This window comes from Simplicispira hankyongi, from assembly GCF_003570885.1.
GTDB classification, from domain to species: Bacteria; Pseudomonadota; Gammaproteobacteria; order Burkholderiales; family Burkholderiaceae_C; genus Simplicispira; species Simplicispira hankyongi.
Genome location: NZ_QXJC01000003.1, coordinates 707,960 through 729,474, shown reverse-complemented (window position 1 = coordinate 729,474; position 21,515 = coordinate 707,960). Strand labels below are relative to the sequence as shown.

General features: G+C 65.3%; 19 protein-coding genes and 1 other RNA gene. 13 read left to right on the top strand and 7 right to left on the bottom strand.

The window, feature by feature from the left end; genetic code table 11:
* The first annotated feature begins 187 nt into the window (after nt 1–187).
* The 3 genes from pyrC to htpX are packed head-to-tail and all read left to right on the top strand — an operon-like array spanning nt 188 to nt 2,961.
* The gene (gene pyrC, locus D3F03_RS10060) at nt 188–1,240 is read left to right on the top strand and encodes a dihydroorotase (protein ID WP_425453114.1); all 1,053 of its coding nucleotides are present in this window, start codon (nt 188–190) and stop codon (nt 1,238–1,240) included.
* A gap of 20 nt (nt 1,241–1,260) precedes the next feature.
* The gene (locus D3F03_RS10055) at nt 1,261–2,019 is read left to right on the top strand and encodes a DUF3025 domain-containing protein (protein ID WP_119109216.1); all 759 of its coding nucleotides are present in this window, start codon (nt 1,261–1,263) and stop codon (nt 2,017–2,019) included.
* A gap of 60 nt (nt 2,020–2,079) precedes the next feature.
* Entirely contained in the window at nt 2,080–2,961 is an 882-nt protein-coding gene (gene htpX / locus D3F03_RS10050; RefSeq protein ID WP_119109215.1) for a protease HtpX, read from the top strand.
* 46 nt (nt 2,962–3,007) lie between these two features.
* Here the strand turns inward: htpX and D3F03_RS10045 are convergent, their stop codons facing one another.
* The 4 genes from D3F03_RS10045 to D3F03_RS10030 all read right to left on the bottom strand — a co-directional run bounded on the left by D3F03_RS10045 (nt 3,008) and on the right by D3F03_RS10030 (nt 7,751).
* Nucleotides 3,008–4,723: an NAD(P)/FAD-dependent oxidoreductase gene (locus tag D3F03_RS10045; RefSeq protein WP_119109214.1), complete on the bottom strand. Its 1,716-nt coding sequence runs from the start codon at nt 4,721–4,723 to the stop codon at nt 3,008–3,010.
* A 164-nt stretch (nt 4,724–4,887) separates the two neighbouring features.
* The gene (locus tag D3F03_RS10040; protein ID WP_119109213.1) at nt 4,888–5,775 is read right to left on the bottom strand and encodes a cache domain-containing protein; all 888 of its coding nucleotides are present in this window, start codon (nt 5,773–5,775) and stop codon (nt 4,888–4,890) included.
* 315 nt (nt 5,776–6,090) lie between these two features.
* Nucleotides 6,091–7,008: a cysteine synthase A gene (gene cysK / locus D3F03_RS10035; RefSeq protein ID WP_119109212.1), complete on the bottom strand. Its 918-nt coding sequence runs from the start codon at nt 7,006–7,008 to the stop codon at nt 6,091–6,093.
* Nucleotides 7,009–7,133: 125 nt separating this feature from the next.
* Complete coding sequence (locus D3F03_RS10030; protein ID WP_119109496.1) at nt 7,134–7,751, bottom strand: class I SAM-dependent DNA methyltransferase; 618 nt, start codon at nt 7,749–7,751, stop codon at nt 7,134–7,136.
* Nucleotides 7,752–7,811: 60 nt separating this feature from the next.
* Here D3F03_RS10030 and rnpB point away from each other — a divergent pair.
* Nucleotides 7,812–8,255, top strand: an RNA gene (rnpB, locus tag D3F03_RS10025) — RNase P RNA component class A.
* A gap of 87 nt (nt 8,256–8,342) precedes the next feature.
* Here the strand turns inward: rnpB and D3F03_RS10020 are convergent.
* From D3F03_RS10020 to D3F03_RS10010, 3 genes are all read right to left on the bottom strand, one after another.
* Entirely contained in the window at nt 8,343–9,131 is a 789-nt protein-coding gene (locus D3F03_RS10020; RefSeq protein WP_119109211.1) for an rRNA pseudouridine synthase, read from the bottom strand.
* Nucleotides 9,132–9,271: 140 nt separating this feature from the next.
* A complete protein-coding gene (locus D3F03_RS10015) occupies nt 9,272–10,948 on the bottom strand; it encodes an MBL fold metallo-hydrolase (protein ID WP_119109210.1) in 1,677 nt (558 codons plus the stop codon).
* 22 nt (nt 10,949–10,970) lie between these two features.
* The gene (locus D3F03_RS10010; RefSeq protein ID WP_119109209.1) at nt 10,971–11,675 is read right to left on the bottom strand and encodes a glutathione S-transferase N-terminal domain-containing protein; all 705 of its coding nucleotides are present in this window, start codon (nt 11,673–11,675) and stop codon (nt 10,971–10,973) included.
* Between the two features lie 98 nt (nt 11,676–11,773).
* On the opposite strand from D3F03_RS10010, the gene dapF reads away from it, so the two are divergent.
* The 9 genes from dapF to hslV all read left to right on the top strand — a co-directional run bounded on the left by dapF (nt 11,774) and on the right by hslV (nt 21,459).
* Nucleotides 11,774–12,649 (top strand): diaminopimelate epimerase, encoded by an 876-nt coding sequence (gene dapF, locus D3F03_RS10005; protein WP_119109208.1) that lies wholly within the window; start codon nt 11,774–11,776, stop codon nt 12,647–12,649.
* Nucleotides 12,646–13,353, top strand: a complete 708-nt coding sequence (locus D3F03_RS10000) for a DUF484 family protein (protein ID WP_119109207.1) — start codon at nt 12,646–12,648, stop codon at nt 13,351–13,353. The genes dapF and D3F03_RS10000 overlap by 4 nt, the downstream gene beginning before the upstream one ends.
* 161 nt (nt 13,354–13,514) lie before the next feature.
* Nucleotides 13,515–14,450 carry a tyrosine recombinase XerC gene (locus D3F03_RS09995; RefSeq protein ID WP_119109495.1) on the top strand — a complete coding sequence of 312 codons (936 nt, stop codon included), beginning with the start codon at nt 13,515–13,517 and terminating at the stop codon, nt 14,448–14,450.
* Between the two features lie 473 nt (nt 14,451–14,923).
* Nucleotides 14,924–15,595 carry a signal peptidase I gene (gene lepB, locus D3F03_RS09985; RefSeq protein ID WP_119109206.1) on the top strand — a complete coding sequence of 224 codons (672 nt, stop codon included), beginning with the start codon at nt 14,924–14,926 and terminating at the stop codon, nt 15,593–15,595.
* Between the two features lie 58 nt (nt 15,596–15,653).
* Nucleotides 15,654–16,877 (top strand): class I SAM-dependent rRNA methyltransferase, encoded by a 1,224-nt coding sequence (locus tag D3F03_RS09980; protein ID WP_119109205.1) that lies wholly within the window; start codon nt 15,654–15,656, stop codon nt 16,875–16,877.
* A 133-nt stretch (nt 16,878–17,010) separates the two neighbouring features.
* Complete coding sequence (locus D3F03_RS09975) at nt 17,011–18,078, top strand: CobW family GTP-binding protein (RefSeq protein WP_119109204.1); 1,068 nt, start codon at nt 17,011–17,013, stop codon at nt 18,076–18,078.
* A gap of 202 nt (nt 18,079–18,280) precedes the next feature.
* Nucleotides 18,281–19,042, top strand: coding sequence for an RNA polymerase-binding protein DksA (gene dksA, locus D3F03_RS09970; protein ID WP_119109203.1), 762 nt, complete (start codon nt 18,281–18,283; stop codon nt 19,040–19,042).
* 69 nt (nt 19,043–19,111) lie between these two features.
* Nucleotides 19,112–20,857 (top strand): STAS domain-containing protein, encoded by a 1,746-nt coding sequence (locus tag D3F03_RS09965; RefSeq protein WP_119109202.1) that lies wholly within the window; start codon nt 19,112–19,114, stop codon nt 20,855–20,857.
* Between the two features lie 38 nt (nt 20,858–20,895).
* On the top strand, nt 20,896–21,459 hold the full coding sequence (gene hslV, locus D3F03_RS09960; RefSeq protein WP_119109201.1) for an ATP-dependent protease subunit HslV: 564 nt from the start codon (nt 20,896–20,898) through the stop codon (nt 21,457–21,459).
* Nucleotides 21,460–21,515: the final 56 nt, after the last annotated feature.

Sequence of the window (21,515 nt, the reverse complement as noted above, 5' to 3'; positions counted from 1 at the left end):
CGGTGGTCAGTAGGGAATGGTAACGCACAGGCCCCATCGGATCTGGCGGCTCCATCGTCCAATGCCCCCGTATGTTCCGTAGATCGTGAACACGTTCTGAGCACCAGGGGCCAGCGTTTGCCTCCAGTGGATCCCCCATTGGGGGGGACTGTCGTCCGGTTTTGGAAGCGCTGGCGCGGATGGGACAATGCTGCCCATGACCGCCTCCACCGACATTCTCACCATCACCCGCCCCGACGACTGGCACCTGCACGTGCGCGATGGCGATGCGCTGCGAACCGTGGTGCCCCACACTGCCGCTCAGTTTGGCCGTGCCATCATCATGCCCAACCTGCGCCCGCCGGTGACCACGGCGCAGCAGGCGCTTGAATACAAGCAGCGCATCCTGGCGGCAGTGCCCGAGGGCATGGCCTTCGAGCCGCTGATGACGCTCTATCTCACCGACAAGCTGCAGCCGGAGGAAATCGCCCGCGCCAAGGAAGCAGGCATTGTGGCGGTGAAGCTCTACCCTGCCGGCGCCACGACCAACAGCGATGCTGGTGTGACCGATCTGCGCAAGACCTATGCCACGCTGGAGGCGATGCAGAAAGCGGGCATGCTGCTTCTGGTGCACGGTGAAGTGACCAGTCCCGACATCGACCTGTTCGACCGCGAGGCGGTGTTCATCGAGCAGCAACTGATACCCCTGCGGCACGATTTTCCTGAGCTGAAAATCGTTTTCGAGCACATCACTACCCGCGAGGCCGCACAGTACGTGAATGATGCGGATCGCTTCACGGCCGCCACCATCACCGCACACCACCTGCTCTACAACCGCAACGCTATCTTTACGGGCGGCATTCGCCCACACTATTACTGTCTGCCAGTGCTCAAGCGTGAAGAGCACCGCCGCGCGCTGGTGCAGGCTGCCACCAGCGGGAGCGACCGCTTCTTTCTCGGCACCGACAGCGCGCCGCACCCCGCGCATTTGAAGGAGCACGCCAGCGGTTGCGCTGGCTGCTACACCGCGCACGCGGCCATGGAGCTGTACGCCGAGGCGTTCGATGCCGCCGGTGCGCTCGACAAGCTGGAGGGCTTTGCCAGCTTTCACGGCCCGGCCTTCTACGGCCTGCCGCGCAACAGCGGCACACTCACCCTGGTGCGAGAGAGCTGGACGCCGCCGGACAGCTTTGCCTTTGGCGAGGCCGAGCTCAAGCCCCTGCGCGCGGGCGAAGCGCTGGCGTGGCGCGTGCAAAACTGACACCTGCCGATGCCAGACCGATGGCCAGCCGAACGCGGCCTACCGTGCTTTCCGAAGTGGACTGGCAAACCCCCTGGCTTGCGCCCTGGCGCGAGCTCGGCGTACCGCTGGCGGGTGCCGTCGCCAGCGGCACGCCGGTGCACGAGGCGCTGAACGCTGCCCAAGGCGCGCCAGTGCGGTTCGTGCCCCAGGCGGAGCTGCCAGCAGGTGTGGCCTATGAGCAGTTCATCTTCGACACCGGCAGCGTGCCTACGCGCAACAACCTGCACGACTTTTTCAATGGCCTGGTGTGGCAGCGCTTTGGCCAAGCCAAACAGCGCCTGAACCAGTTGCAGGCCGGTGCCATGGCGACACGGGGCGTGGGCCCGGTGCGCGGGCCGCTGCGCGATGCCTGCACGCTGCTGGACGAGAGCGGTGCCCTGCTTGAAGCGCCGCCGGCCCTCTGGCAGGCATTGCTGGCGCGCGATTGGCAAGCACTGTTCGTGCTGCACCGCGCGCTTTGGCGCAGCGCCCGGGTCACGTTGTTTGGCCATGCCGCAATGGAACAACTGGTCAAGCCAAGAAAAGAGATCACAGCGCACGTGTTGATTACGTACGATGCTATAAATTTAGAAGTAAATCAGGGCGCAAGGCTGGCGCAGCAACTCCAGGCGCCCTGGCTGGCCACCAAGCCCTTTGCCCCCCTGCCGCTGCTGGGTATCCCGGGGTGGTGGGCCGGCAACGAGACACCTGGCTTTTATGATGACGCCACGGTGTTTCGCCCACCTCGCCACCCTTGAAATCGGCGCTGGACGCCGCACCTTCCTTCGACCTTTGAACGACTCTTTTGTGGAGCCTGAATGAAACGTATCGCCCTGTTTTTGATGACCAACCTGGCCGTGGTGGTGGTGCTGGGCATTGTGGCCAGCCTGCTGGGTGTCAACCGCTACCTCACCGCCAATGGCCTGAACCTCGGCGCGCTGCTGGGGTTTGCCTTCATCATGGGCTTTGGCGGCGCCATTATTTCGCTGCTCATCAGCAAACCCGTGGCCAAGTGGAGCGCTGGGGTGCAGGTGATCGAGGCGCCGCGCAATGGTGACGAAGCCTGGCTTGTCGAGACGGTGCGTGGTTTTGCCGAGAAGGCTGGCATCGGCATGCCCGAAGTCGGCATTTTCGAGGGCGATCCGAACGCCTTTGCCACGGGCGCCTTCAAGAATTCGGCGCTGGTGGCAGTGTCCACGGGCCTGCTGCGCAACATGACGCGCGAGGAGGTTCAAGCCGTCATTGGCCACGAGGTCGCCCACATTGCCAACGGCGACATGGTGACCATGACCCTGATCCAGGGGGTGATGAACACCTTTGTCGTGTTCCTCTCGCGCGTCATCGGCTACGCCGTGGACAGCTTTCTCTCGCGCAACAACGAGCAGCGCTCGGGCCCTGGTATCGGCTACTACGTCACCACCATCGTGCTCGACATCGTGCTGGGCTTCCTGGCGGCCATCATCGTCGCCTGGTTCTCACGCCAGCGGGAGTTTCGTGCCGACGCTGGCTCCGCCCAGCTCATGGGCCAGCGCCAGCCCATGATCAATGCGCTCGCGCGTCTCGGTGGCCTGCACCCGGCAGAGCTGCCCAAGAGCATGCAGGCCATGGGCATTGCCGGCGGTATTGGCCAGCTGTTTTCCACCCACCCGCCGATTGAAGAGCGGATTGCAGCGCTGCAGGCGGCGCAGAAGAACGGCTGAGCGCGCACGCTACAAGCCGCCAGCAGGTCTGCCGCTGGCGGCTTTTCTATGCCAAGCCCAGCAGGCTGCGCGCCACGGCCTCGCCGACCTTGATGCCGTCCACCCCGGCCGAAAGAATCCCGCCAGCGTAGCCCGCGCCTTCGCCGGCGGGGTACAGGCCGGCGGTGTTGGGGCTTTGGAAATCGTCGCTCCGGTGGATGCGCAGCGGCGAAGAGGTGCGTGTCTCCACCCCCGTCAGCACCGCATCGGGCATGTCAAAGCCCTTGATTTTTCGGCCAAAGATGGGCAAAGCTTCCCGCAGCGCGGCAATGGCGTAGCCGGGCAGGGCGTTGGCCAGATCGACCGGCCGCACGCCAGGCTGGTACGAGGGCTCGACACTCGCCATGTAGGTGGATGCGCGGCCCGCCAGAAAGTCGCCCACCAACTGCGCGGGCGCGCTGTAGTCGCTGCCGCCGAGGACATAGGCGCTTGATTCGAGCTGGCGCTGCAGCACGATGCCGGAGAGCGGATGCGCGCTGCCCGCGCGCCCGCCGGTGACCCCGTGGTGCGCCCCCAGCATGGCTTCGAATGCCGCCGCATCCTGCGGGTAGTCCTCGGGCGTGATGCCGACGACTAGTCCCGCATTGGCGTTGCGCTCGTTGCGCGAATACTGGCTCATGCCGTTGGTGACGACACGGCCGGGCTCGCTGGTGGCGGCCACCACGGTGCCGCCAGGGCACATGCAAAAGCTGTAGGCAGCGCGCCCGTTGGCCGCGTGGTGTACCAGTTTGTAGTCGGCTGCGCCCAGCAAAGGGTTGCCGGCGTGCCGGCCCCAGCGGGCGCGGTCGATCAGGCCTTGCGGGTGCTCGATGCGAAAGCCGATGGAAAACGGCTTGGCCTCCATGGCGACGCCGCGCGTGTGCAGCATGGTGAAGCTGTCGCGCGCGCTGTGGCCGAGTGCCATGACGACCTGCGATGCGGCCAGTTCGTATGTGTCGCCGGTGGTCTGGTCGAGCACGCGCAGGCCTGTGATCCGCTGGCCCGTGGCGCTCTTGTCCAGCAGCACATCGGTCACGCGCTGCCCAAAGCGCACCTCGCCGCCCAGCGCGATGATTTGCGCGCGCAGGTTTTCCACCACCTTGACGAGCTTGAACGTGCCGATGTGCGGGTGGGCGGCGTAGAGGATTTCTTCTGGCGCGCCGGCCTGTACGAACTCGTTCATGACCTTGCGACCCAGGTGGCGCGGGTCCTTGATCTGGCTGTAGAGCTTGCCGTCTGAAAACGTGCCGGCGCCGCCCTCGCCAAACTGTACGTTGCTCTCGGGGTGCAGTTCGCGTTTGCGCCACAGCGCCCAGGTGTCTTGCGTGCGCTCGCGCACCGCCTTGCCGCGCTCCAGCACGATGGGCTTGAACCCCATTTGCGCCAGCACCAGCGCGGCAAAGATGCCGCAGGGGCCAAAACCGACCACCACGGGACGATCCGCCAGCGTTTCCGGCGCCCGGCCCACGGGCTGCCACGCCATGTCGGGTGTGGCCTGGAGGTGGGGGTTGCTGGCATGGCGCTCCAGCAGGGCGGCTTCGCGCTCCGGCTGGGCCAGTGTGATGTCGATGATGTACACCGCCAGCAGATTCGCCTTGCGTGCATCGAAGCTGCGCTTGAAGACGTGGACATGGGCAATGTCCGCCGGGGCCAGGCCCAGCAGTGCCTGGGCAGCGGCCCGCAGCGGGGCCTCGGGCGCTTGGGCTGCGGTGAAGGGCAGCCGGATTTCGGAGAGCCGGATCATGATTTTGCGGGCCCGTGGTTATCGGGCGATGGCAATGTCGGAGGGCGCAAATGATAGCCCCTCAGGCTGCGTGCGCCATGTCTCGCATGGGCTTGGCAGCACGCCTCATGGCTGCGCTGGGGGAGTCAGTCGACGGCGGCGGGTCCGCCAAGGCGCAGGGAACGCTACTTGGTGTAGTAGCCGACACCGAGCAACACGTCGCCTTCGCGCTGGATGAGCGAGTGCTTGGCCTCCACCGCGTTGGTGGCTGGATTGCGCCATACGTAGTCCACCGTGCCGCTGCCCTTTTCTTTTGCCAGGTTGATCATTTCTTCGATCAGCGGTTTGCCGGCGGCATCCCGCAGACCGCGCACATTCATCCCGGTGAGTTGGGGTGACGCGCCCGTTGCCCGGTATTCGCCATCGTCGATACCGATCACGAACACATATTGGTCGTCGTGCGTGAAACTGCCCTGTGGGTCATTGAAGGCCTCAAATGCCGTCTTGCCGCCCCATTTTTTCAGGTATGCCACGGCCTTGGCGAGCAGGTTCTGTGCGTCTTCAACCGTGGCACGTGGTGTGTAGTAGCCGACGCCGAGGATGGTGTCGCCGACCTTGCGGTACAGGCTGACCTTGTTTTCCAGGTGGTTGGTGGTGCGGTTCAGCCACCGGTATTCGACCGTGCCTGTCGGGGATTTCTGGGCCAGTTCCAGCAAGTCCTGAATGAAGGGTTTGCCGGCCGCATCGCGCAGTTGAGCCTGATTTTTGCCTGCCAGCGCCGGCGCGGCGCCATCGGCATGCATGAAACCATCCGTTCCGACGGCAAACACATAGTAGGGGCCGTCGATAAAAGGCCCCTTGTGATCGTTGAAGGCAGCGAAGGATTTTTCGGGGCCATTCTTCTGCAGGTAGCTCACCGCGCTATCGAGCAGCGCGGTGGCGCGTTTGGCTTCCGAGCGTTCGATGGTGCCAAGGTGCTGTGCTTCAGTAACTTCGGCAGCGTTGGCGAGCGGTGCTGCGATCAATGCCGAAACTACGGCCAGAGTGAGCAAGCCCAAGCGATTGCGTTTCATGACGTACTCCAGATCGGAAAATGAGAGCCCATTCGGTACCGGAATGGGCGTTGGATGGCCAAGGTGTCAGCCCAAATGGCTAGCAAAATACAGACCAACCCCTTCATTTGTCGAACTGTGTCACACAGCCAAGCGTGCGAATCGCGCCGTACAGGAACAATCGTTCCAATCTGAAACTATTGTTCCATTACATGACGCATTGGAAGCCATGCTTGGGGAGCGCTTGCGTGGTCAACAGCGCCACGCCGACCGATTCGGGAGCGCCCAGCGCCGCAGGCACGCGCGGCACCAGCGCGCTCACCGGGCTTGTCTGGATCAGGTGGGCAGGAAACCATCCACCGACAGGTAGCGCTCGCCGGTGTCGTAGTTGAAGCCGAGGATGCGGCTGCCAGTGGGCAGTTCGGGCAGCTTTTGTGCAATCGCGGCCAGCGTGGCGCCCGATGAAATGCCGACCAGAATGCCTTCCTCGCGGGCGCTGCGGCGTGCGAATTCGCGCGCGTCCTCGGCGTCCACCACGATGGCGCCATCGAGCACGCTGGTGTCGAGGTTCTTCGGAATGAAGCCGGCGCCCAGACCCTGAATGGCGTGCGGGCCGGGAGCGCCGCCGGAAATCACGGCCGAGCCGGTGGGTTCCACCGCAAACACCTTGAGATTCGGGAATCTTGCCTTGAGCACGCGCGCGCAGCCAGTGATGTGGCCGCCGGTGCCAACGCCGGTGATCAGCACATCCAGGCCATCGGGGAAGTCGGCCAGGATTTCTTTTGCCGTGGTCTCGGCGTGGACGGCGATGTTGGCCGGGTTCTCGAACTGCTGCGGAATCCAGGCGCCGGGCGTCTGCGCCTGCAGCTCCTCGGCGCGGGCAATTGCGCCCTTCATGCCCTTTTCCTTGGGCGTCAGGTCAAACTTCGCACCGTAGGCCAGCATCAGGCGGCGCCGTTCGATGCTCATGCTGTCGGGCATCACCAGGATGATTTTGTAGCCCTTGACGGCCGCTACCAGCGCCAGGCCGATGCCGGTGTTGCCGCTGGTGGGCTCGATGATGGTGCCGCCGGGCTTGAGCGCGCCCGACTTTTCCGCCGCTTCGACCATGGCCAGCGCAATGCGGTCCTTGATGGAGCCGCCCGGGTTGCTGCGCTCGGACTTGATCCACACCTTCGCGTCCGGCCCGAAGATGCGGTTGATGCGGATGTGCGGCGTGTTGCCAATGGTTTGCAGAATGTTGTCGACCTTCATGGCGTCTCCTGAACGGTTGGGTGGAAAAGCAGTGCCATTCATTCTGAACCCATTGTTCTGCCGGTTCCGCCATATGGATATGTCGGATTGGCGCCTTTCCCCTTCCTACTGCGGTGCCCGCTGTCTCAGGGCTTGCGCCCGGTCATCAGAAACAGGGGATAGGCCCGCCCGTTGTGCTGCTGCAAGCGAAGGATTTCGCCAAACGCGATGTCCACCAAACCGGCTTGTTCGGCCAGCGCACGCATGCTGTCGGGTGCAAAGCCGAAGTGCTGCACGCCCTTCGCGGCGTTGGCGGCGGCGTCGCCGTGAAAGCTGCCGTCCTCCTGGTACAGATCCACCAGGGCAATGCGTCCGCCGCTGTGCAGCGCAGCGGCAAAGGTGTGCAGGAGCGCGGCGGTGTCCGCAACGTGGTGCATTGCCATGCAGCTCACGATGGCGTGGTACTGCCCGGGCAACCCTGCGGAGATGTCTTGCTGGCGCGTGGTGATGTTGGCAAAGCCCTTTTCATCCAGCACCTGCAGCATGGCGGCCGACATATCCAGCGCCGTGACCTGCGTGACGTGCGGCGCAATGGCGGTGGACAGCAGCCCGGTGCCGGCGCCGAAATCCAGCACATGGTCGCTGGCCTGCAAGGGCAGCTGCGCCAGCAGGCGCTCGGGGATAGCGGCCAGTTGCAGCGACGTGGGGCGCTGGTCCCAATCGCGGGCGGCCGTGTCGAAATGGGTGGTGGAAGGAATGGTCATGGTGATGGGCTTGGAAAAAGGGGTGAACGAGGCGCGTGGGTCGGGGATAATCGCTCCCGTGAAGCGCGCCAGACCGCCGCTGGTGCAATCTGGGAAACCAGGCACTGGAGGAACGTCCGGACTGCACAGGACAGCGTAGCAGCTAACGGCTGCCCACCGTGAGGTGAGGATCAGAGCAACAGAGACGAGTTTGGGTGTAGAGCCACCAAGGGTGTTCTGTGGGTCGCCAGCGAAAGCTGGTGCCGAATGGCGTGAGCCAGTCGGTTCCCGGCGCAAGCCGGGAAAGCCCGCAGCCACCTTGGGAGCTCCGCGCCCAAGGTGAAACGGGCAATCTCTACGCGCAGCAATACCAAGTAGGCCAACGTTGATGTGGTTCCGCAGAGTTGGCGGGTAGGTAGCACCGAGCCGTGGTGGCGACATCCGGCCCAGAGTAATGGCGGTCACGCCCGGCCTTCGCAAGGAGGTTCGGGTGCACAGAATCCGGCTTATCGGCGCGCTTCACACTTTTATCGCAGTGCAGGCGGAAATTTCAGGGGAAATTGGCCTCTAGCGCTTATCCATATTGCGCTGACAGCTATCATTTAAATAGCTTTAAAACTTTTCCCATGCCTGCAGATAGCGCCATTGCCCCTCGGGCACCTTGGCCAGCGGCACGCGCCCGATGCGGATGCGGCGGATCGCCACCACGCGCAGGCCCACGGCCTCGCACATCGAAGGAATCTGCCCGGGGCGGATGCCCTTCAGCGCAAAGCGCAGCCGGGTTTCGTTCTGCCAGCTCACCTTGATGGGCGGCAGCGGCCGGCCGTTGAACGAGAGGCCATGGCAGAGCTTTTTCAGACCGCCCTCGGCAATCTGGCCCGCCACCTCGACGATGCACTCCTGCTCCAGCGACTCGATGTCCTCGGCCAGCTTGCGCGCGATGCGCTTGTCCTGCGTGTAGACCACCAGCCCGCTGGCCGGTGTGGGCAGCGGCGTGAAGCATTCCAGGGCGCGAAAGTGGCGCAGCAGCACGCGGGTGTCGGCGGCGTCGCCTTCCATGTGGGTGGACAGCCCGATCAGGCTCAGCGCTGCGGGCGCGCCCTGGCTGCGGCTGCCGTGCGCAGCGGCCGCCGCTTCAAGCCCCAGGCCTGCTTCATAGCCCGGCGGCTTGTGCAGCAGCAGCGTCACGGGTTCCAGCGCGTCGAGGCTGGCATCCTTGGCCAGCACCACGTGCTGCTGCGGCGCCACGCGGGCGCCAGGGACTTCGACCCGTGCCCCATCGACGCTGACATAGCCGCCTTCGATGTACTGCTCGGCCGCGCTGCGCGAGAGGCCATGCTCGGCCGCCACGCGCTTGGCGAGGCGCTCGGTGTTGTCAGGTGAAGTGGAGAGATTTTTCATTTCGCTCAATCATGGGGCAATACATCCAGCGCGGCGCATCAAACAAGCGCGGCCCAGACCAGCGGCCACCGCGCAAGGGCCGCCCCGCCGCGCTGGTGGCGTCCCCCTTTGGGGGAAGCCGCGAAGCGGCTCAGGGGGTATCAATTATTCCCGGGCCCGAGTGCGCGAATGCGCTCGATGTGCGCCAGCAGCGAGCGCTGCGCCACCGGCCAGATGCGCGGCGGCACGTCGGCGTAGGCATGCGCCACCCAGTCTTCCATGCTGCCGCCGGGCAGGGCCTCCAGCGCGGCAATCACTTTCGCTTCGCGCGCCAGCCGGTGGGCCTTGAGCCGGGCAATCGCGCCGCGCGCATCGCCCAGCACGTAGCCGTGCGCGGGCAGGATGAATTCAACGCCATGTTCGGCGCACAGCGCGTCCAGCCGGTCGAGTGAATCGAGGTAATCGGCCATGTTGCCATCGGGCGGGTCGATCACCGTCGTGCTGCCGTTCAGGATGTGGTCGCCGGAAAACAGCAGGGCGTCTTCCACCAGCAACAGGCACAGGTGGTTGGCCGCGTGGCCGGGGGTGTACACCACTTGCAAAGTATGGGTGATTTCACCCTCTAGCGCTTGCCCCGTAAGCGTGAGCAGCTCACCATCTTGTAGCGCGCGATCCGGTGTGAACTGGCTGTGCGCGCGCGCCGTGGGTTTTGAGGCCAGGCCCAGGATGGGCGGGGCGCTGCGGCCCGCTTGCACGCACAGCGCCTGCAGCGGCTGGCTGCCTGGCGAATGGTCGGGATGCGAATGGGTGCAGACGATCATGCGGATGTCGCCGCTGGCTGCGCGCCAGAGCTTTTCCAGGTGCTGCGAATCGGCGGGGCCGGGGTCGATGGCGATGTAGCCCGTGGCCGGCTCGCCCACCAGGTAGCTGTTGGTGCCGGGGCCGGTCATGACGCCGGGATTGGGGGCGGTCAGGCGCTGCAGGTTCTTCAAAAGTGGCACCGGGCGCTCGCTTTGCCAGTCGAGCGGGTGCACGATCTGGCCATCTGGGCAGACCAGGGCCAGCTCGCCATAGGGCATTTCGTCTTCCATGTAGCGCGCTTCCTTGCCGGCCAGCAGGCCGGCGCGGGGGCAACTGGTCCACAGGGGCGTGCCGCTGGCGCAGGCCGCCAGCACGGCGTCGGCGCCGTCGAACTTCGTCAGGCGCTCCAGGGTGCGGATGGTCGGGAAAATCATGAAGAAACCGCCCGCCGCGTGGCGTTCCAGCGCTTCATGCGGGCGCACCCACACCGGCTCGAACTGCTCGGCCTCGTCGGCCACGGGCGTCTGGCCTTCGGGCATGCGGGCGATCAGGAAGGGTACGTCGAAGCGCCGCGGCAGGTCGCGGTCCCCCGTCCAGCGCGCCAGCACAAAGACTTCGTCGGCCGCCAAGCGCAGGCCCCGCACGGCGCATTGCGCGGCAAACGGTGCGTGGCGATCGAGCGCGGCGATGTCGGCAGCATCGGCCGGTCGGCCACCTTCGTGGCGTGCCAGCAGGATGCCGAGCTCTTCAAAGCTCTCGCGGATCGCGGCGACGGCCTGCGTGAGCTGCTCATCCGACTGGCCGGGGCGGCGCGCGCACGCGGCGTGCGTGGCTGGGTCAGCGTCCAGCGCGTCAATGCCGCCGCCCGGGAAAACGTAGGCACCTGGCGCAAAACTCGCCTTGGCGGAACGCCGCGTCATCAGCACCTGCAGCCCGCCTGGGGCGTCCGGCGCATCGCGCACAAGTAGAACAGTGGCGGCCGAAAGCGGCCGGACGGGTTCGCGCTGCGGGTGCAGCCACTGGGTAGGGCGGGTCATGGGGCCATTATCGAACCCGAAATCAGCCGCGCGCGGGAATCGTGAGGCCGCGCGCCACGGCGGGCCGGGCGACAAAGGCGTCGAGCACGCGCTTGACTTGCCGGAACTGCTCGAATTGAACCAGCGCGCCGGCCTCGTAAAAACCAATCAGGTTGCGCACCCAGGGGAAAGTGGCGATGTCGGCGACGGTGTAATCCTGGCCCATGATCCAGTCGCGGCCTTCGAGGTGCTTGTCGAGCACGCCCAGCAGGCGGCGCGATTCGGCCACGTAACGATCGCGTGGGCGCTTGTCCTCAAAGTCTTTGCCGGCGAACTTGTTGAAGAAGCCGAGCTGGCCAAACATCGGGCCGACGCCGCCCACTTGCCACATCAGCCATTGCAGGGTTTCGTAGCGGGCCATGGCGTCCTGGGGAAGGAACAGGCCGGTGCGTTCTGCCAGGTACCAGAGGATGGCGCCCGATTCAAACAGTGCCATCGGCTTGCCGCCTGGGCCATTGGGGTCCAGAAGGGCCGGAATCTTGTTGTTCGGGTTGAGCGAGAGAAATTCGGGTGAATTCTGGTCGTTGGTTTCGAAATTCACCAGGTGCGGCTCGTAGGCCAGGCCGGTTTCCTCCAGCATGATGGACGCCTTGACACCATTGGGCGTGGGCAGCGAATACAGCTGGATGCGGTCCGGGAAGCGCGCCGGCCATTTCTTGGTGATGGGGAAATCGCTCAGTAGCGTCATGTTCTGTCCTTTCCTGTCCGTTGCGATGCAATGGCAATCAGCCTAACCCGAACGCGACAGCCGTGCCCGGCAGGGCGCCTGCACCCATAATTGCGGCCATGGAAATCGCATTTACCAAGATGCAGGGCGCGGGCAACGATTTTGTCGTGCTCGATGAAACCCAGCAGGCGTACCAGCTCTCGCCCGAGCACATTCGTTTTCTCGCCGATCGCCACTTTGGCGTGGGCGCCGACCAGGTGCTGTGCGTGCGCCCCGCGCCCGGCCCGGACGTCGATTTTGCCTACGCCATCTACAACGCCGACGGCGGCGAGGTGCAGCAATGCGGCAACGGCGCACGCTGCTTTGCCCGTTTTGTGCGCGACAAGGGACTCTCCAGCAAGGACAGCCTGCGCGTACAGACGCTCTCGGGCACCATTGTTCTGCAGTTCGCTGGCGACGGCGTCACGGTGGACATGGGCCGCCCGGTGTTCGACCCGCTGCAGGCGCCATTCACTGCGACCGGCCTGCAGCCCAAGCCCGAAGGTGCCTGGCAGACTTGGCCATTGGCGCGCGAAGACCAGGGCCAGGAAACCCTGCTGTATGTGGCAGTGCTCTCCATGGGCAATCCGCACGCGGTGCTTCTGGTGGACGACGTTGACACGGCGCCGGTCGCCGAAATCGGCCCCTTGATCGGCAACCACCACCGCTTTCCCGAGCGCGCCAACGCCGGCTTCTTGCAGGTGGTGGACCCGCACCATGTGCGCCTGCGCGTGTACGAGCGCGGCGCGGGCGAGACGCTGGCCTGTGGAACCGGCGCCTGCGCAGCGGTGGTGGCGGGTATTCGCATGGGGTATCTGGTATCGCCCGTGCAGGTGCAGACGCTCGGCGGTGAACTCTCCATTGCCTGGAGCGGCCAGGCGGCCGACTCCGTTTTCATGACCGGCCCGGCCACTACGGTGTTCGAGGGCCGCATTCAACTTCCGGACCCCCTATGAGTACCAGCGCACAGTCCCCCATTACCGAAGAGGATATCGCCCAATTTCTGGTGAATACGCCAGAATTCTTCGAACGCCACGCCGAGGTGCTGGCCAGCGTGCAGATCGCCAGCGCCCACGGCCAGCGCGCCGTGAGTTTGCAGGAGCGCCAGGCCGAAATGCTGCGCGAGAAGATCAAGGCGCTGGAGCAGCGCGTGATGGACATGGTGCGCAACAGCCACGACAACGAAGCCATTGCCGCCAAGGTGCATACCTGGGGCTGCGAGCTGCAGCGCGTGCAGCACCCCGCGGAGCTGCCGCAGGCCGTGGTGCAGGGCATCGAGCGGCATTTCGACGTGCCGCAGACCGCCATCCGTGTCTGGGACGTTGCCTTTGAGTACACCGAGCACGATTTTGCGCAGGATGCAAGCGACGATGTGCGCGCCTTTGCCAGCTCGCTGACCATGCCGTTTTGCGGGCCCAACCTGGGGTTCGAGCCGGCCAGCTGGCTGCCCCGCGTCGCGGTGGAAGAGGGCGACAGCATGGCAGCACAGTCGCTCGCCCTGCTGCCGCTGCGGGGTGGCTCGATCGACAGCGCCACGCCGGCCTTTGGCCTGCTGGTGCTGGGTTCGCCCGACGCCCAGCGCTTCGATGCCACCATGGGCACGGAATTTCTCTCGCGCATGGCCGAGTTGGCCAGCGCCGCGCTGCAGCGGCTGAGGTAGATGCCCCCTGAGTCGCCTTCGGCGCCTTCCCCCTCAGGGGGACGCCACCGGTGCGGCGGGGCGGCCCTTGCACGGTGGCCGCTGGTCTGGATTGCGCCCTTTGCGTGGGCTGTGGGCGGTGCACGGCGCTGCAGAACACTGAAAAGCAGGGTGGTCTGCGCATGACCGCGCCTGCGCCACTGCCCGCTGAAGCCCAGCGCTATCTGGAGCATGTGCGCGTCGAAAAGCGGCTGGCCGCGCGCACGCTCACCCTCTACACCCTTGACCTTGAAAAGCTGGCGCAGTTTGCGAGTGCAGTCAGCGTACCGCTATTGCATTTGCAGCCGGCGCATATTCGCCGCTTTGTGGCGCACATGCACGGCGCCGGGCGCAGCAGCCGGGGCATCGCACTCATTCTCTCGGGCTGGCGCGGTTTTTTCACCTGGGCCGCGCGGCAGGGCCTGGTGAGCAGCAACCCGGTGCAGGGCGTGCGCGGCCCCAAGGCGGCCAAGCCCTTGCCCAAGGCATTGGGCGTGGACGATGCGGTGCGGCTGGCGGATTTCCATGCCGGCGGCGCCGACCCCTGGCTGGAGGCGCGCGACGCCGCCATGGTGGAACTGCTCTATGGCTGTGGCCTGCGCGTCGGCGAGCTCGTCGGCCTGGACCGAACGGCCGGCAGCGACGCGGCGCGCGAAGGCCGGGGCTGGATCGACCTTCAGGCCGGCGAGGCACACGTACTGGGCAAGGGCGGCAAGCGCCGCAGCCTGCCTTTGGGCACGGCCGCGCGGCAGGCGCTGGCTGTGTGGCTGCCGCTGCGCGGCAGTGCGGGCGGGCCGGCGCTCTTTGTCGGTCAGCGCGGCACGCGCCTCTCGGCCCAGTCGGTCTGGAAGCGCCTGCGCCAGCGCAGCGGGCAGGCAGGTCTGAGCACGCCAGTGCACCCGCACATGCTGCGCCATTCGTTTGCCAGCCACCTGCTGCAATCGAGCGGCGACCTGCGCGCCGTGCAGGAATTGCTGGGCCACGCCAACATCACCACCACGCAGGTCTATACGCGGCTCGATTTCCAGCACCTGGCCAAGGTGTACGACGCGGCGCACCCGCGCGCGAGAAAAAAATGATCCCCTAAGAACGTGTTTACGATCTCGCAGGGGCTGCGTTGGAGCGCAATCGGGATGAGTGGATGCTTCGGATGCGCCGCATGGGCTCATGCCCATGCAAGCAGCCGGGGCGTCCAATCGCCCGATTGCGCTCCAACCCTTTGGGCAGTGGTCTTTGCGGGCGGTCTGCGGCGTTGCGGCGCTTGCCAATAGCGGGGCTATTGGCCGCCCACCGCGCCTTGCATCCCATCCCGCAAAGACTGCTGCGCGGCCTCTGGGAGATCGTAAACACGTTCTAAGCGGCTGCGCCGCTTCCCCCAAGGGGGGCGCACCCGGTGGCCCGGCAAAGCCGGTTCCAAGGGGGCACTGGCATGGCGCCGCGCACGGGGCCATGGCTGCGTCTGACCCCCGACCGCCGGCATGGCGGAACCAAGTTGCGACCGGGTGCATCCGAGCAGGGGCGCTCGCTGTGGAGCGCTTTTGGAGTTGTCCAGATGCTGCTGAAATGGGTCAAATCGAACCGTGGGTTCATCGTCCTGCTGCTGTGCTTTGGTGTCTTTCGCACCGCCGTGGCCGACTGGAATCCCATTCCCTCGGGCTCCATGCGGCCCACACTTCTGGAGGGCGACGTGGTCTTTGTCAACCGCCTGGCCTACGACCTGAAACTGCCGCTGACCGACGTGGTGCTCGCCCACCTGGGCGAGCCGCGACGGGGCGATATCGTCACTTTTTCCTCGCCGCGCGACGGCACGCGACTGATCAAGCGCATTGTGGCGCTGCCTGGCGATACCCTGGAGATGCGCGACGAGGTGCTGTACCTCAACGGCGAGGCCGCGCGCTACGACGCGCCCGAAGCCGTGACCGAGACCCTGGCCGAAATCGGTGCGCAGGTGCCCGCCACCCGCTGGACCGAGCACCTGCAGGGAGATGAACGACGCGTGCAGTGGCTGCAGGGCGTGACGGCGCACCGCAGCTTCGGCCCGGTGACCGTGCCCGAGGGTGAATACCTGGTGCTCGGCGACAACCGGGACAACAGCGCCGACTCGCGCTACATCGGGTTGGTTCCGCGCCATTTGCTCATTGGCCAGGCACGGCGCGTGCTGGTGTCGGTGGATATCCTGGAGAATTGGGCGCCGCGCCTGGGCCGTATCGGCCAAGCGCTCTGATACTGACACGGCGGCCCGTGCTTGGTTGGGGGCGTATTTGCGCGACGATTGCACCACCATGAAAACCCTCATCCTGCGCCCCGGCAAAGAGCGCTCCCTGCTGCGCCGCCACCCCTGGATCTTTGAAACCGCCATCGCCAAAGGTGGGGGCGACAGCGGTGAGACCGTGCGCGTGGAGTCGCATGAAGGCCAGTTTCTGGCCTGGGCGGCGTTCAGCCCGGCCTCGCGCATCCGGGCGCGGGTGTGGAGTTTTGACGCATCGCAGCGCATCGACGGTGCATTTTTCATAGCTGCTTGCGCAAGAGCGGTAAGCGCTAGAGCCCGATTTGATATCAAAAGTAGCGGCATGCGCCTGGTCCATGGCGAATCGGACGCTCTGCCGGGGCTGATCGTGGACCGCTACGGCGACACGCTCGTGGCGCAATTCACCAGCGCAGGCACCGAGCGCTGGAAGGATGTGATTGCCGACGCCCTTTTGCAGGCCACGGGGCTGGCGCTCTTGTACGAGCGCTCGGACGCCAGCGTGCGCCAGCTCGAAGGCCTGGACGCCAGCACCGGCTGGCTGCGCGGCGGCCCGGCGGCTGGGGGGGAGGCGCCGCCGCTGGAGCTGGAGATCCACGAGCACCAGTGGCGCCTCACGCTCAACATCGCCGAAGGCCACAAAACCGGCTTCTACCTGGACCAGCGCGACAGCCGCAAGCGCTTTGCCGACACCGTGCAGCGCCTTCGCCTGCGCCGCGTGCTCAATTGTTATTGCTACACCGGCGGGTTTTCGGTGGCGGCGCTGGCCGGCCAGCGCGCGGCCGGGGTGGTGGATGGCGAGGTGGTGTCCATCGATTCGTCCGGCCCGGCGCTCGAACGCGCCCGCGCGCATGTGGCGCTCAATGGCTTCGACGCTGCGCGCACCACCTTTCTGGACGCCGATGTGAACGCCTCGCTGCGCCAGTTCCTGAAGGAAGGGCGGCAATTCGACGCCATCGTGCTCGATCCACCCAAGTTTGCCCCCACGGCGGCGCACGCCGAGCGCGCTGCCCGGGCGTACAAGGACATCAACCGCCTCGCGCTGCAGTTGCTGGAGCCGGGTGGGGTGCTGTTCACTTTCTCGTGCTCGGGTGGCATCAGCGCCGACCTGTTCCACAAGATCGTGGCCTCGGCCGGGGCCGACGCGGGCGTGGACGGCTACATCCTGGAGCGTTTGGGCGGGGCGCCGGACCATTCGATGACGCTGGAGTTTCCCGAGGGCGAGTACCTCAAGGGCCTGGTGGTGATGCGCAAGCCGTGAGAACCCCCTGTGGCGCTGCGGTCGCTGGCTTGGGCTGCCTCTTGACAGCTCCGCTACAGTCTCCATATCCCCTGTACCACCGCCATATTGCGTCCGGCCGGGCGCGGTGGGCGCATTTTTCTCAAGGTTTTTCATGTCCCTCATCCCCGCCACCATCCTCACCGGCTTTCTCGGCTCGGGCAAAACGACCTTGCTCAAGCGTTTGCTCAGCGAGGTGCACGGCCAGAAGATTGCCGTGATCGAGAACGAGTTTGGCGAAGAAAACATCGACACCGACATATTGGTGACCGAATCCAAAGAGCAGATCGTGCAGATGAGCAACGGCTGCATTTGCTGCACCATTCGCGAAGACTTGCGTGAAACCTTGCAGTTGCTGGCCGCCAAGCGCCGCAAGGGGCTGCTCGAGTTTGACCGCATCGTGATTGAAACCACCGGCCTGGCCGATCCGGGGCCCGTGGCGCAGACGTTTTTCATGGACGAGGAAATCGCCGAAACCTATTTGCTCGACTCCATCGTCACCCTGGTGGATGCGGTGCATGCACCGCAGCAGCTCGATCAGCGCCAGGAAGCGCGCCGGCAGGTAGGGTTTGCCGACCAGATTTTCCTCTCCAAGACCGATCTGGTCAGTGCCGAGGACGTGGCTGATTTGACGCACCGCCTCAAGCACATGAACCCGCGCGCGCCGATCAAGGCCGTGCATTTCGGCGAAGTGCCGATTGGCGAGGTGCTCGACCTGCGCGGCTTTAATTTGAACGCCAAGCTCGATATCGACCCGGATTTTCTGAAACCGGAGGATGGCCACCATGACCATGACCATGACCATGACCATGACCATGCACACGGCGAGCATTGCAGCCATCCCTCGCACCAGCACGGCGGCGGGCACGACCATCGCCACGACGATGACGTCAAGAGCTTTGTCTACCGCAGTCCCCGGCCGTTCGATCCGGCCAAGCTGGAAGATTTTCTGGGCGCCATTGTCAATATCTATGGCCCGCGCATGCTGCGCTACAAAGGTGTGCTCAGCATGACCGGAACGGACCGCAAGGTCATCTTCCAGGGCGTGCACCAGCTCATGGGCAGCGACCTGGGGCCTGCCTGGGCCGAGGGCGAGGCGCGCGAGAGCCGCATGGTGTTTATTGGTATTGACCTGCCGCGCGATATCTTGGAGCAGGGCCTGGAGCAATGTCTGGCCGTATAAGGACATTCCCAGCACGTCCCCTGTCGCCGTATGGCTGCGCCCATGGCGCGATCGACAGAGCCGTGGCTTTGTGGGTATTTCGCAACGCTGGCTCGAGCGCAAGGTGGTGTCGATACAATCGCGGCCCGGTAAAGACTGGGGAGTCTATTGCCCCCTGGCCCGCGCACCGCGCGAAACCCACCGAACTGCGAGGAGACGGGAATTGAACGCTACTACCAGCAAAACCACGGCAACTGCCAAGGCGCCATCCGCTACGGCCAAAACGGCCACCAAGTCGGCGGCAAAGGCTTCAGCCAAAGTTGCGGCCAAGGCGCCTGCGCCAACACCTGTACCTGCGCCTGCACCCGTGTCATCCAGCGGTGTGCTGCGCAGCCCGCGCCCTTCTTCGCGTCTGACGCAGTTGACGGTGCCTTCGATGGCGCAGTCCGTCGCGTCCACGGCTGCCAAGTCGAGTTATTCCACGCCACCGCCCTCCCAGGCACAGATGGCGGCTCCGGTGGCACCACCGAAGAAGGACCCCAAGCTGGTGGACAACTGGAAGACGCGCGCGGCCGAAGAACTCACCGACGCCGAAGTGCTTGCGATGCCCGACGCCGAGTACATGAACGACAAGCAGATGGCGTTCTTTCGCCACAAGCTTGTTCAGCTCAAACTGGACATTCACAACAGTGCCGGTGAAACCACCGAGCACCTGCGTGAGGACACCGTGGTGGTGCCTGATCCAGCCGATCGCGCGACGATCGAGGAAGAGCATGCACTGGAGCTGCGCACGCGCGACCGCGAGCGCAAGCTGCTCAAGAAGATTGAGCAATCCATTGCCCGCATCGATAGCGGCGATTACGGCTATTGCGACGAAACGGGCGAGCCGATTGGCGTCGGCCGCCTGCTGGCACGCCCCACGGCGACCCTCTCTCTAGAGGCCCAACAGCGCCGTGAGCTCAAACAGAAGATGTTTGGCGACTGACCCAGCGCACCGGTTGAAAAAGAGTGTGCGCCTGCCCGAACTTGCGCCTGGGCCCGTAAACTGTTCTCCATGAGCAAGGAAGACACTCCCCCCACCGGCCTTTTGTCCAAGGTGGTGCGGTTCGTGCGCAACCCGACGGTGAACTGGACCGATCTCGACTCCATCGAAGCCGATCGCGAGAGCCAGTACAGCAAGCAAATGCTCAAGGAAATGATCGAGCGCAAGCGCCGCAACGACTTCGTGCGCCGGCGTGAGTTCGATCAATTGCGCAAACTGCGCGCGCGCGACGCGCTGAGCGGCCAACGGGTCGAAGACCCGGCGGCGCGCCCATCGTTCTTTCAAAGCAGCCTCACCTCGCCGGACGATCGGGCCGGCACGATCAAGAAGATCGACGAGATCGAGGCGCAGATGTCGATGCAGTGGTGGAAGAGCAAGCACAATGCCGAGGCTCCCACCGAGCCCATGGGGTTGGACGCGCCGCAAGCGGGCGGTGCCTCGCAGAGGGAATCAAACGCTGGCGGTACAGCCTTTGCGCCGACTGCACCACTCTCGCTGTCGGCGGACCTGGGCGCTCCAGCGGCACCGCTTTTTGCTGATGACAGCATGGCCATTGCCGCGTTTGGCAGCGCGACAGGCGCCCGGCCGGCAGGTGGGGCCCCTTCCACTGTGCGCGCCGCATCCGCTGCGGCACCTGAACTGGAGAGATTCGTGCACGAACCCGATCTCGAAGAGGCGGCCATCCGGTTTGCCAATGGCGACCACGAAGGTGCCGAAGCTGGGCTTCAAGAGGTGCTGGCGCAGCATGGCAATGACGCACCGGAGCCGCTGTTTGAAATATGGATGACGCTGTTCGACCTGTACCGCGCCACCGGCCAGCAAGATCAATTCGATGCGCTCGCCATCGACTTCGCCGCGCGCTTTGACCGCTCGGCGCCCCTGTGGTTTTCCATGCCCGCGCAGCTCGGGATGGTGGCAGAGCCTGCGGCCGACGTTGCCCCTGCGCGGCGAGATTTCGCCTGGAATGCCCCACCCAGGCTGACGCTGCAAACCGTGGCCGCGCTGCAAGCCGCATTGGGCCGCGCCGCGTCGCCCTGGACCCTGACTTGGTCCAGGCTCACCGACATCGACGAAGCAGCGGTTCCCGCGCTGGCGACCGAATTTGAGCGCTGGGCCGAGCAGAAAGGGCAGGTGGTGTTTGTCGGAACCGACTGTCTGCAGGCCGTGCTCGAAGCGCACACCCAGTCTGGTGACCGTGCCCAATCTCCGGACTGGTGGCGCTTGCGCATGGCGGCGCTGCGCCTGATGGGGCGGCCCGACGAGTTTGAAATGGTGGCCCTGGACTATTGCGTCACCTACGAGGTGTCGCCACCGTCCTGGCAGTCCCCCCGCTGTGCCTACCAGGACGATGCGGGCAGTGGCGCCGCAGCGGCGCCTGCGGGCTCCAGCACGGAACTGATGGCGCGGGCCCGTTGGGACCCGCTGGCGCCGGGTGCGGAACCTGCTGCACCGGCCCCTCTCGTGGCGGGCGCCGAGGGTTTGGTTGGGCACGTGGAAGGCGACGCCACGGCGGCGCTGGAGGCCGTGGCAGCGGCCGCCATTGCTGCAGGGGCGGGCGCGGATGTGCCGCTGCAAGTGCACTGCGACCGGCTGATACGCATCGATTTTTCGGCTGCGGGGTCGGTGCTTAACTGGGCGGCCGAGCAGCAGGCCGAGCGCCGCGTCGTCCAGTTCGTGAACTTGCACCGGTTGGTGGCGGTGTTCTTCAACGTCGTCGGCATCAACGAGCACGCCTGGGTGGTGGCCCGCAAGGACTGAGCTTGAAAGAATCGCCCGCGCCCCCATCTGCGGGCGCTATGGATGCTTCTAACAACGCGCCGGTTTTTCACGGCACCACCATTCTCAGCGTGCGCCGCCAGACGCCCACCGGCATGCAGGTCGCCATCGGCGGCGACGGCCAGGTCACGCTGGGCAACATCATCGTCAAAGGCACGGCGCGCAAGGTGCGCCGCTTGCACCATGGCAAGGTGCTGGCCGGGTTTGCCGGCGCCACGGCCGATGCGTTCACGCTGTTCGAGCGCTTCGAGGCCAAGCTGGAAAAGCACCAGGGGCATCTGACGCGCGCTGCCATCGAGCTGACCAAAGATTGGCGCACCGACCGTGTGCTGCGCCGGCTCGAAGCCATGCTGGCCGTGGCCGACCTGGAAGCCTCGCTCATCATCACCGGCAACGGCGATGTGCTGGAACCCGAGCAGGGCATTGTGGCCATTGGCTCCGGCGGGGCCTACGCCCACTCGGCTGCCAAGGCCTTGCTGCAGAACACCGAGCTCAGCCCCGCCGAGATCGTCAAGAAATCGCTGGAGATTGCCGGCGAGCTGTGCATCTACACCAACATGCAGCACACGATCGAGACGCTCTGAGTGCTGGCGTGGACGGAACTATCAAATATATAGCTGCTAGCGGTTACTAGATAAGC

Coding starts and splice junctions, on each gene's coding strand:
- lepB (WP_119109206.1), top strand. CDS start 14,924: ATGCTGCTGAAATGGGTCAAATCGAACCGTGGGTTCATCGTCCTGCTG.
- htpX (WP_119109215.1), top strand. CDS start 2,080: ATGAAACGTATCGCCCTGTTTTTGATGACCAACCTGGCCGTGGTGGTG.
- cysK (WP_119109212.1), bottom strand. CDS start 7,008: ATGAAGGTCGACAACATTCTGCAAACCATTGGCAACACGCCGCACATC.
- pyrC (WP_425453114.1), top strand. CDS start 188: ATGCTGCCCATGACCGCCTCCACCGACATTCTCACCATCACCCGCCCC.
- D3F03_RS10055 (WP_119109216.1), top strand. CDS start 1,261: ATGGCCAGCCGAACGCGGCCTACCGTGCTTTCCGAAGTGGACTGGCAA.
- D3F03_RS10010 (WP_119109209.1), bottom strand. CDS start 11,675: ATGACGCTACTGAGCGATTTCCCCATCACCAAGAAATGGCCGGCGCGC.
- dapF (WP_119109208.1), top strand. CDS start 11,774: ATGGAAATCGCATTTACCAAGATGCAGGGCGCGGGCAACGATTTTGTC.
- D3F03_RS09975 (WP_119109204.1), top strand. CDS start 17,011: ATGTCCCTCATCCCCGCCACCATCCTCACCGGCTTTCTCGGCTCGGGC.
- D3F03_RS09965 (WP_119109202.1), top strand. CDS start 19,112: ATGAGCAAGGAAGACACTCCCCCCACCGGCCTTTTGTCCAAGGTGGTG.
- D3F03_RS09995 (WP_119109495.1), top strand. CDS start 13,515: ATGACCGCGCCTGCGCCACTGCCCGCTGAAGCCCAGCGCTATCTGGAG.
- D3F03_RS10020 (WP_119109211.1), bottom strand. CDS start 9,131: ATGAAAAATCTCTCCACTTCACCTGACAACACCGAGCGCCTCGCCAAG.
- D3F03_RS10030 (WP_119109496.1), bottom strand. CDS start 7,751: ATGACCATTCCTTCCACCACCCATTTCGACACGGCCGCCCGCGATTGG.
- D3F03_RS10040 (WP_119109213.1), bottom strand. CDS start 5,775: ATGAAACGCAATCGCTTGGGCTTGCTCACTCTGGCCGTAGTTTCGGCA.
- D3F03_RS10015 (WP_119109210.1), bottom strand. CDS start 10,948: ATGACCCGCCCTACCCAGTGGCTGCACCCGCAGCGCGAACCCGTCCGG.
- D3F03_RS10045 (WP_119109214.1), bottom strand. CDS start 4,723: ATGATCCGGCTCTCCGAAATCCGGCTGCCCTTCACCGCAGCCCAAGCG.
- D3F03_RS10000 (WP_119109207.1), top strand. CDS start 12,646: ATGAGTACCAGCGCACAGTCCCCCATTACCGAAGAGGATATCGCCCAA.
- hslV (WP_119109201.1), top strand. CDS start 20,896: ATGGATGCTTCTAACAACGCGCCGGTTTTTCACGGCACCACCATTCTC.
- D3F03_RS09980 (WP_119109205.1), top strand. CDS start 15,654: ATGAAAACCCTCATCCTGCGCCCCGGCAAAGAGCGCTCCCTGCTGCGC.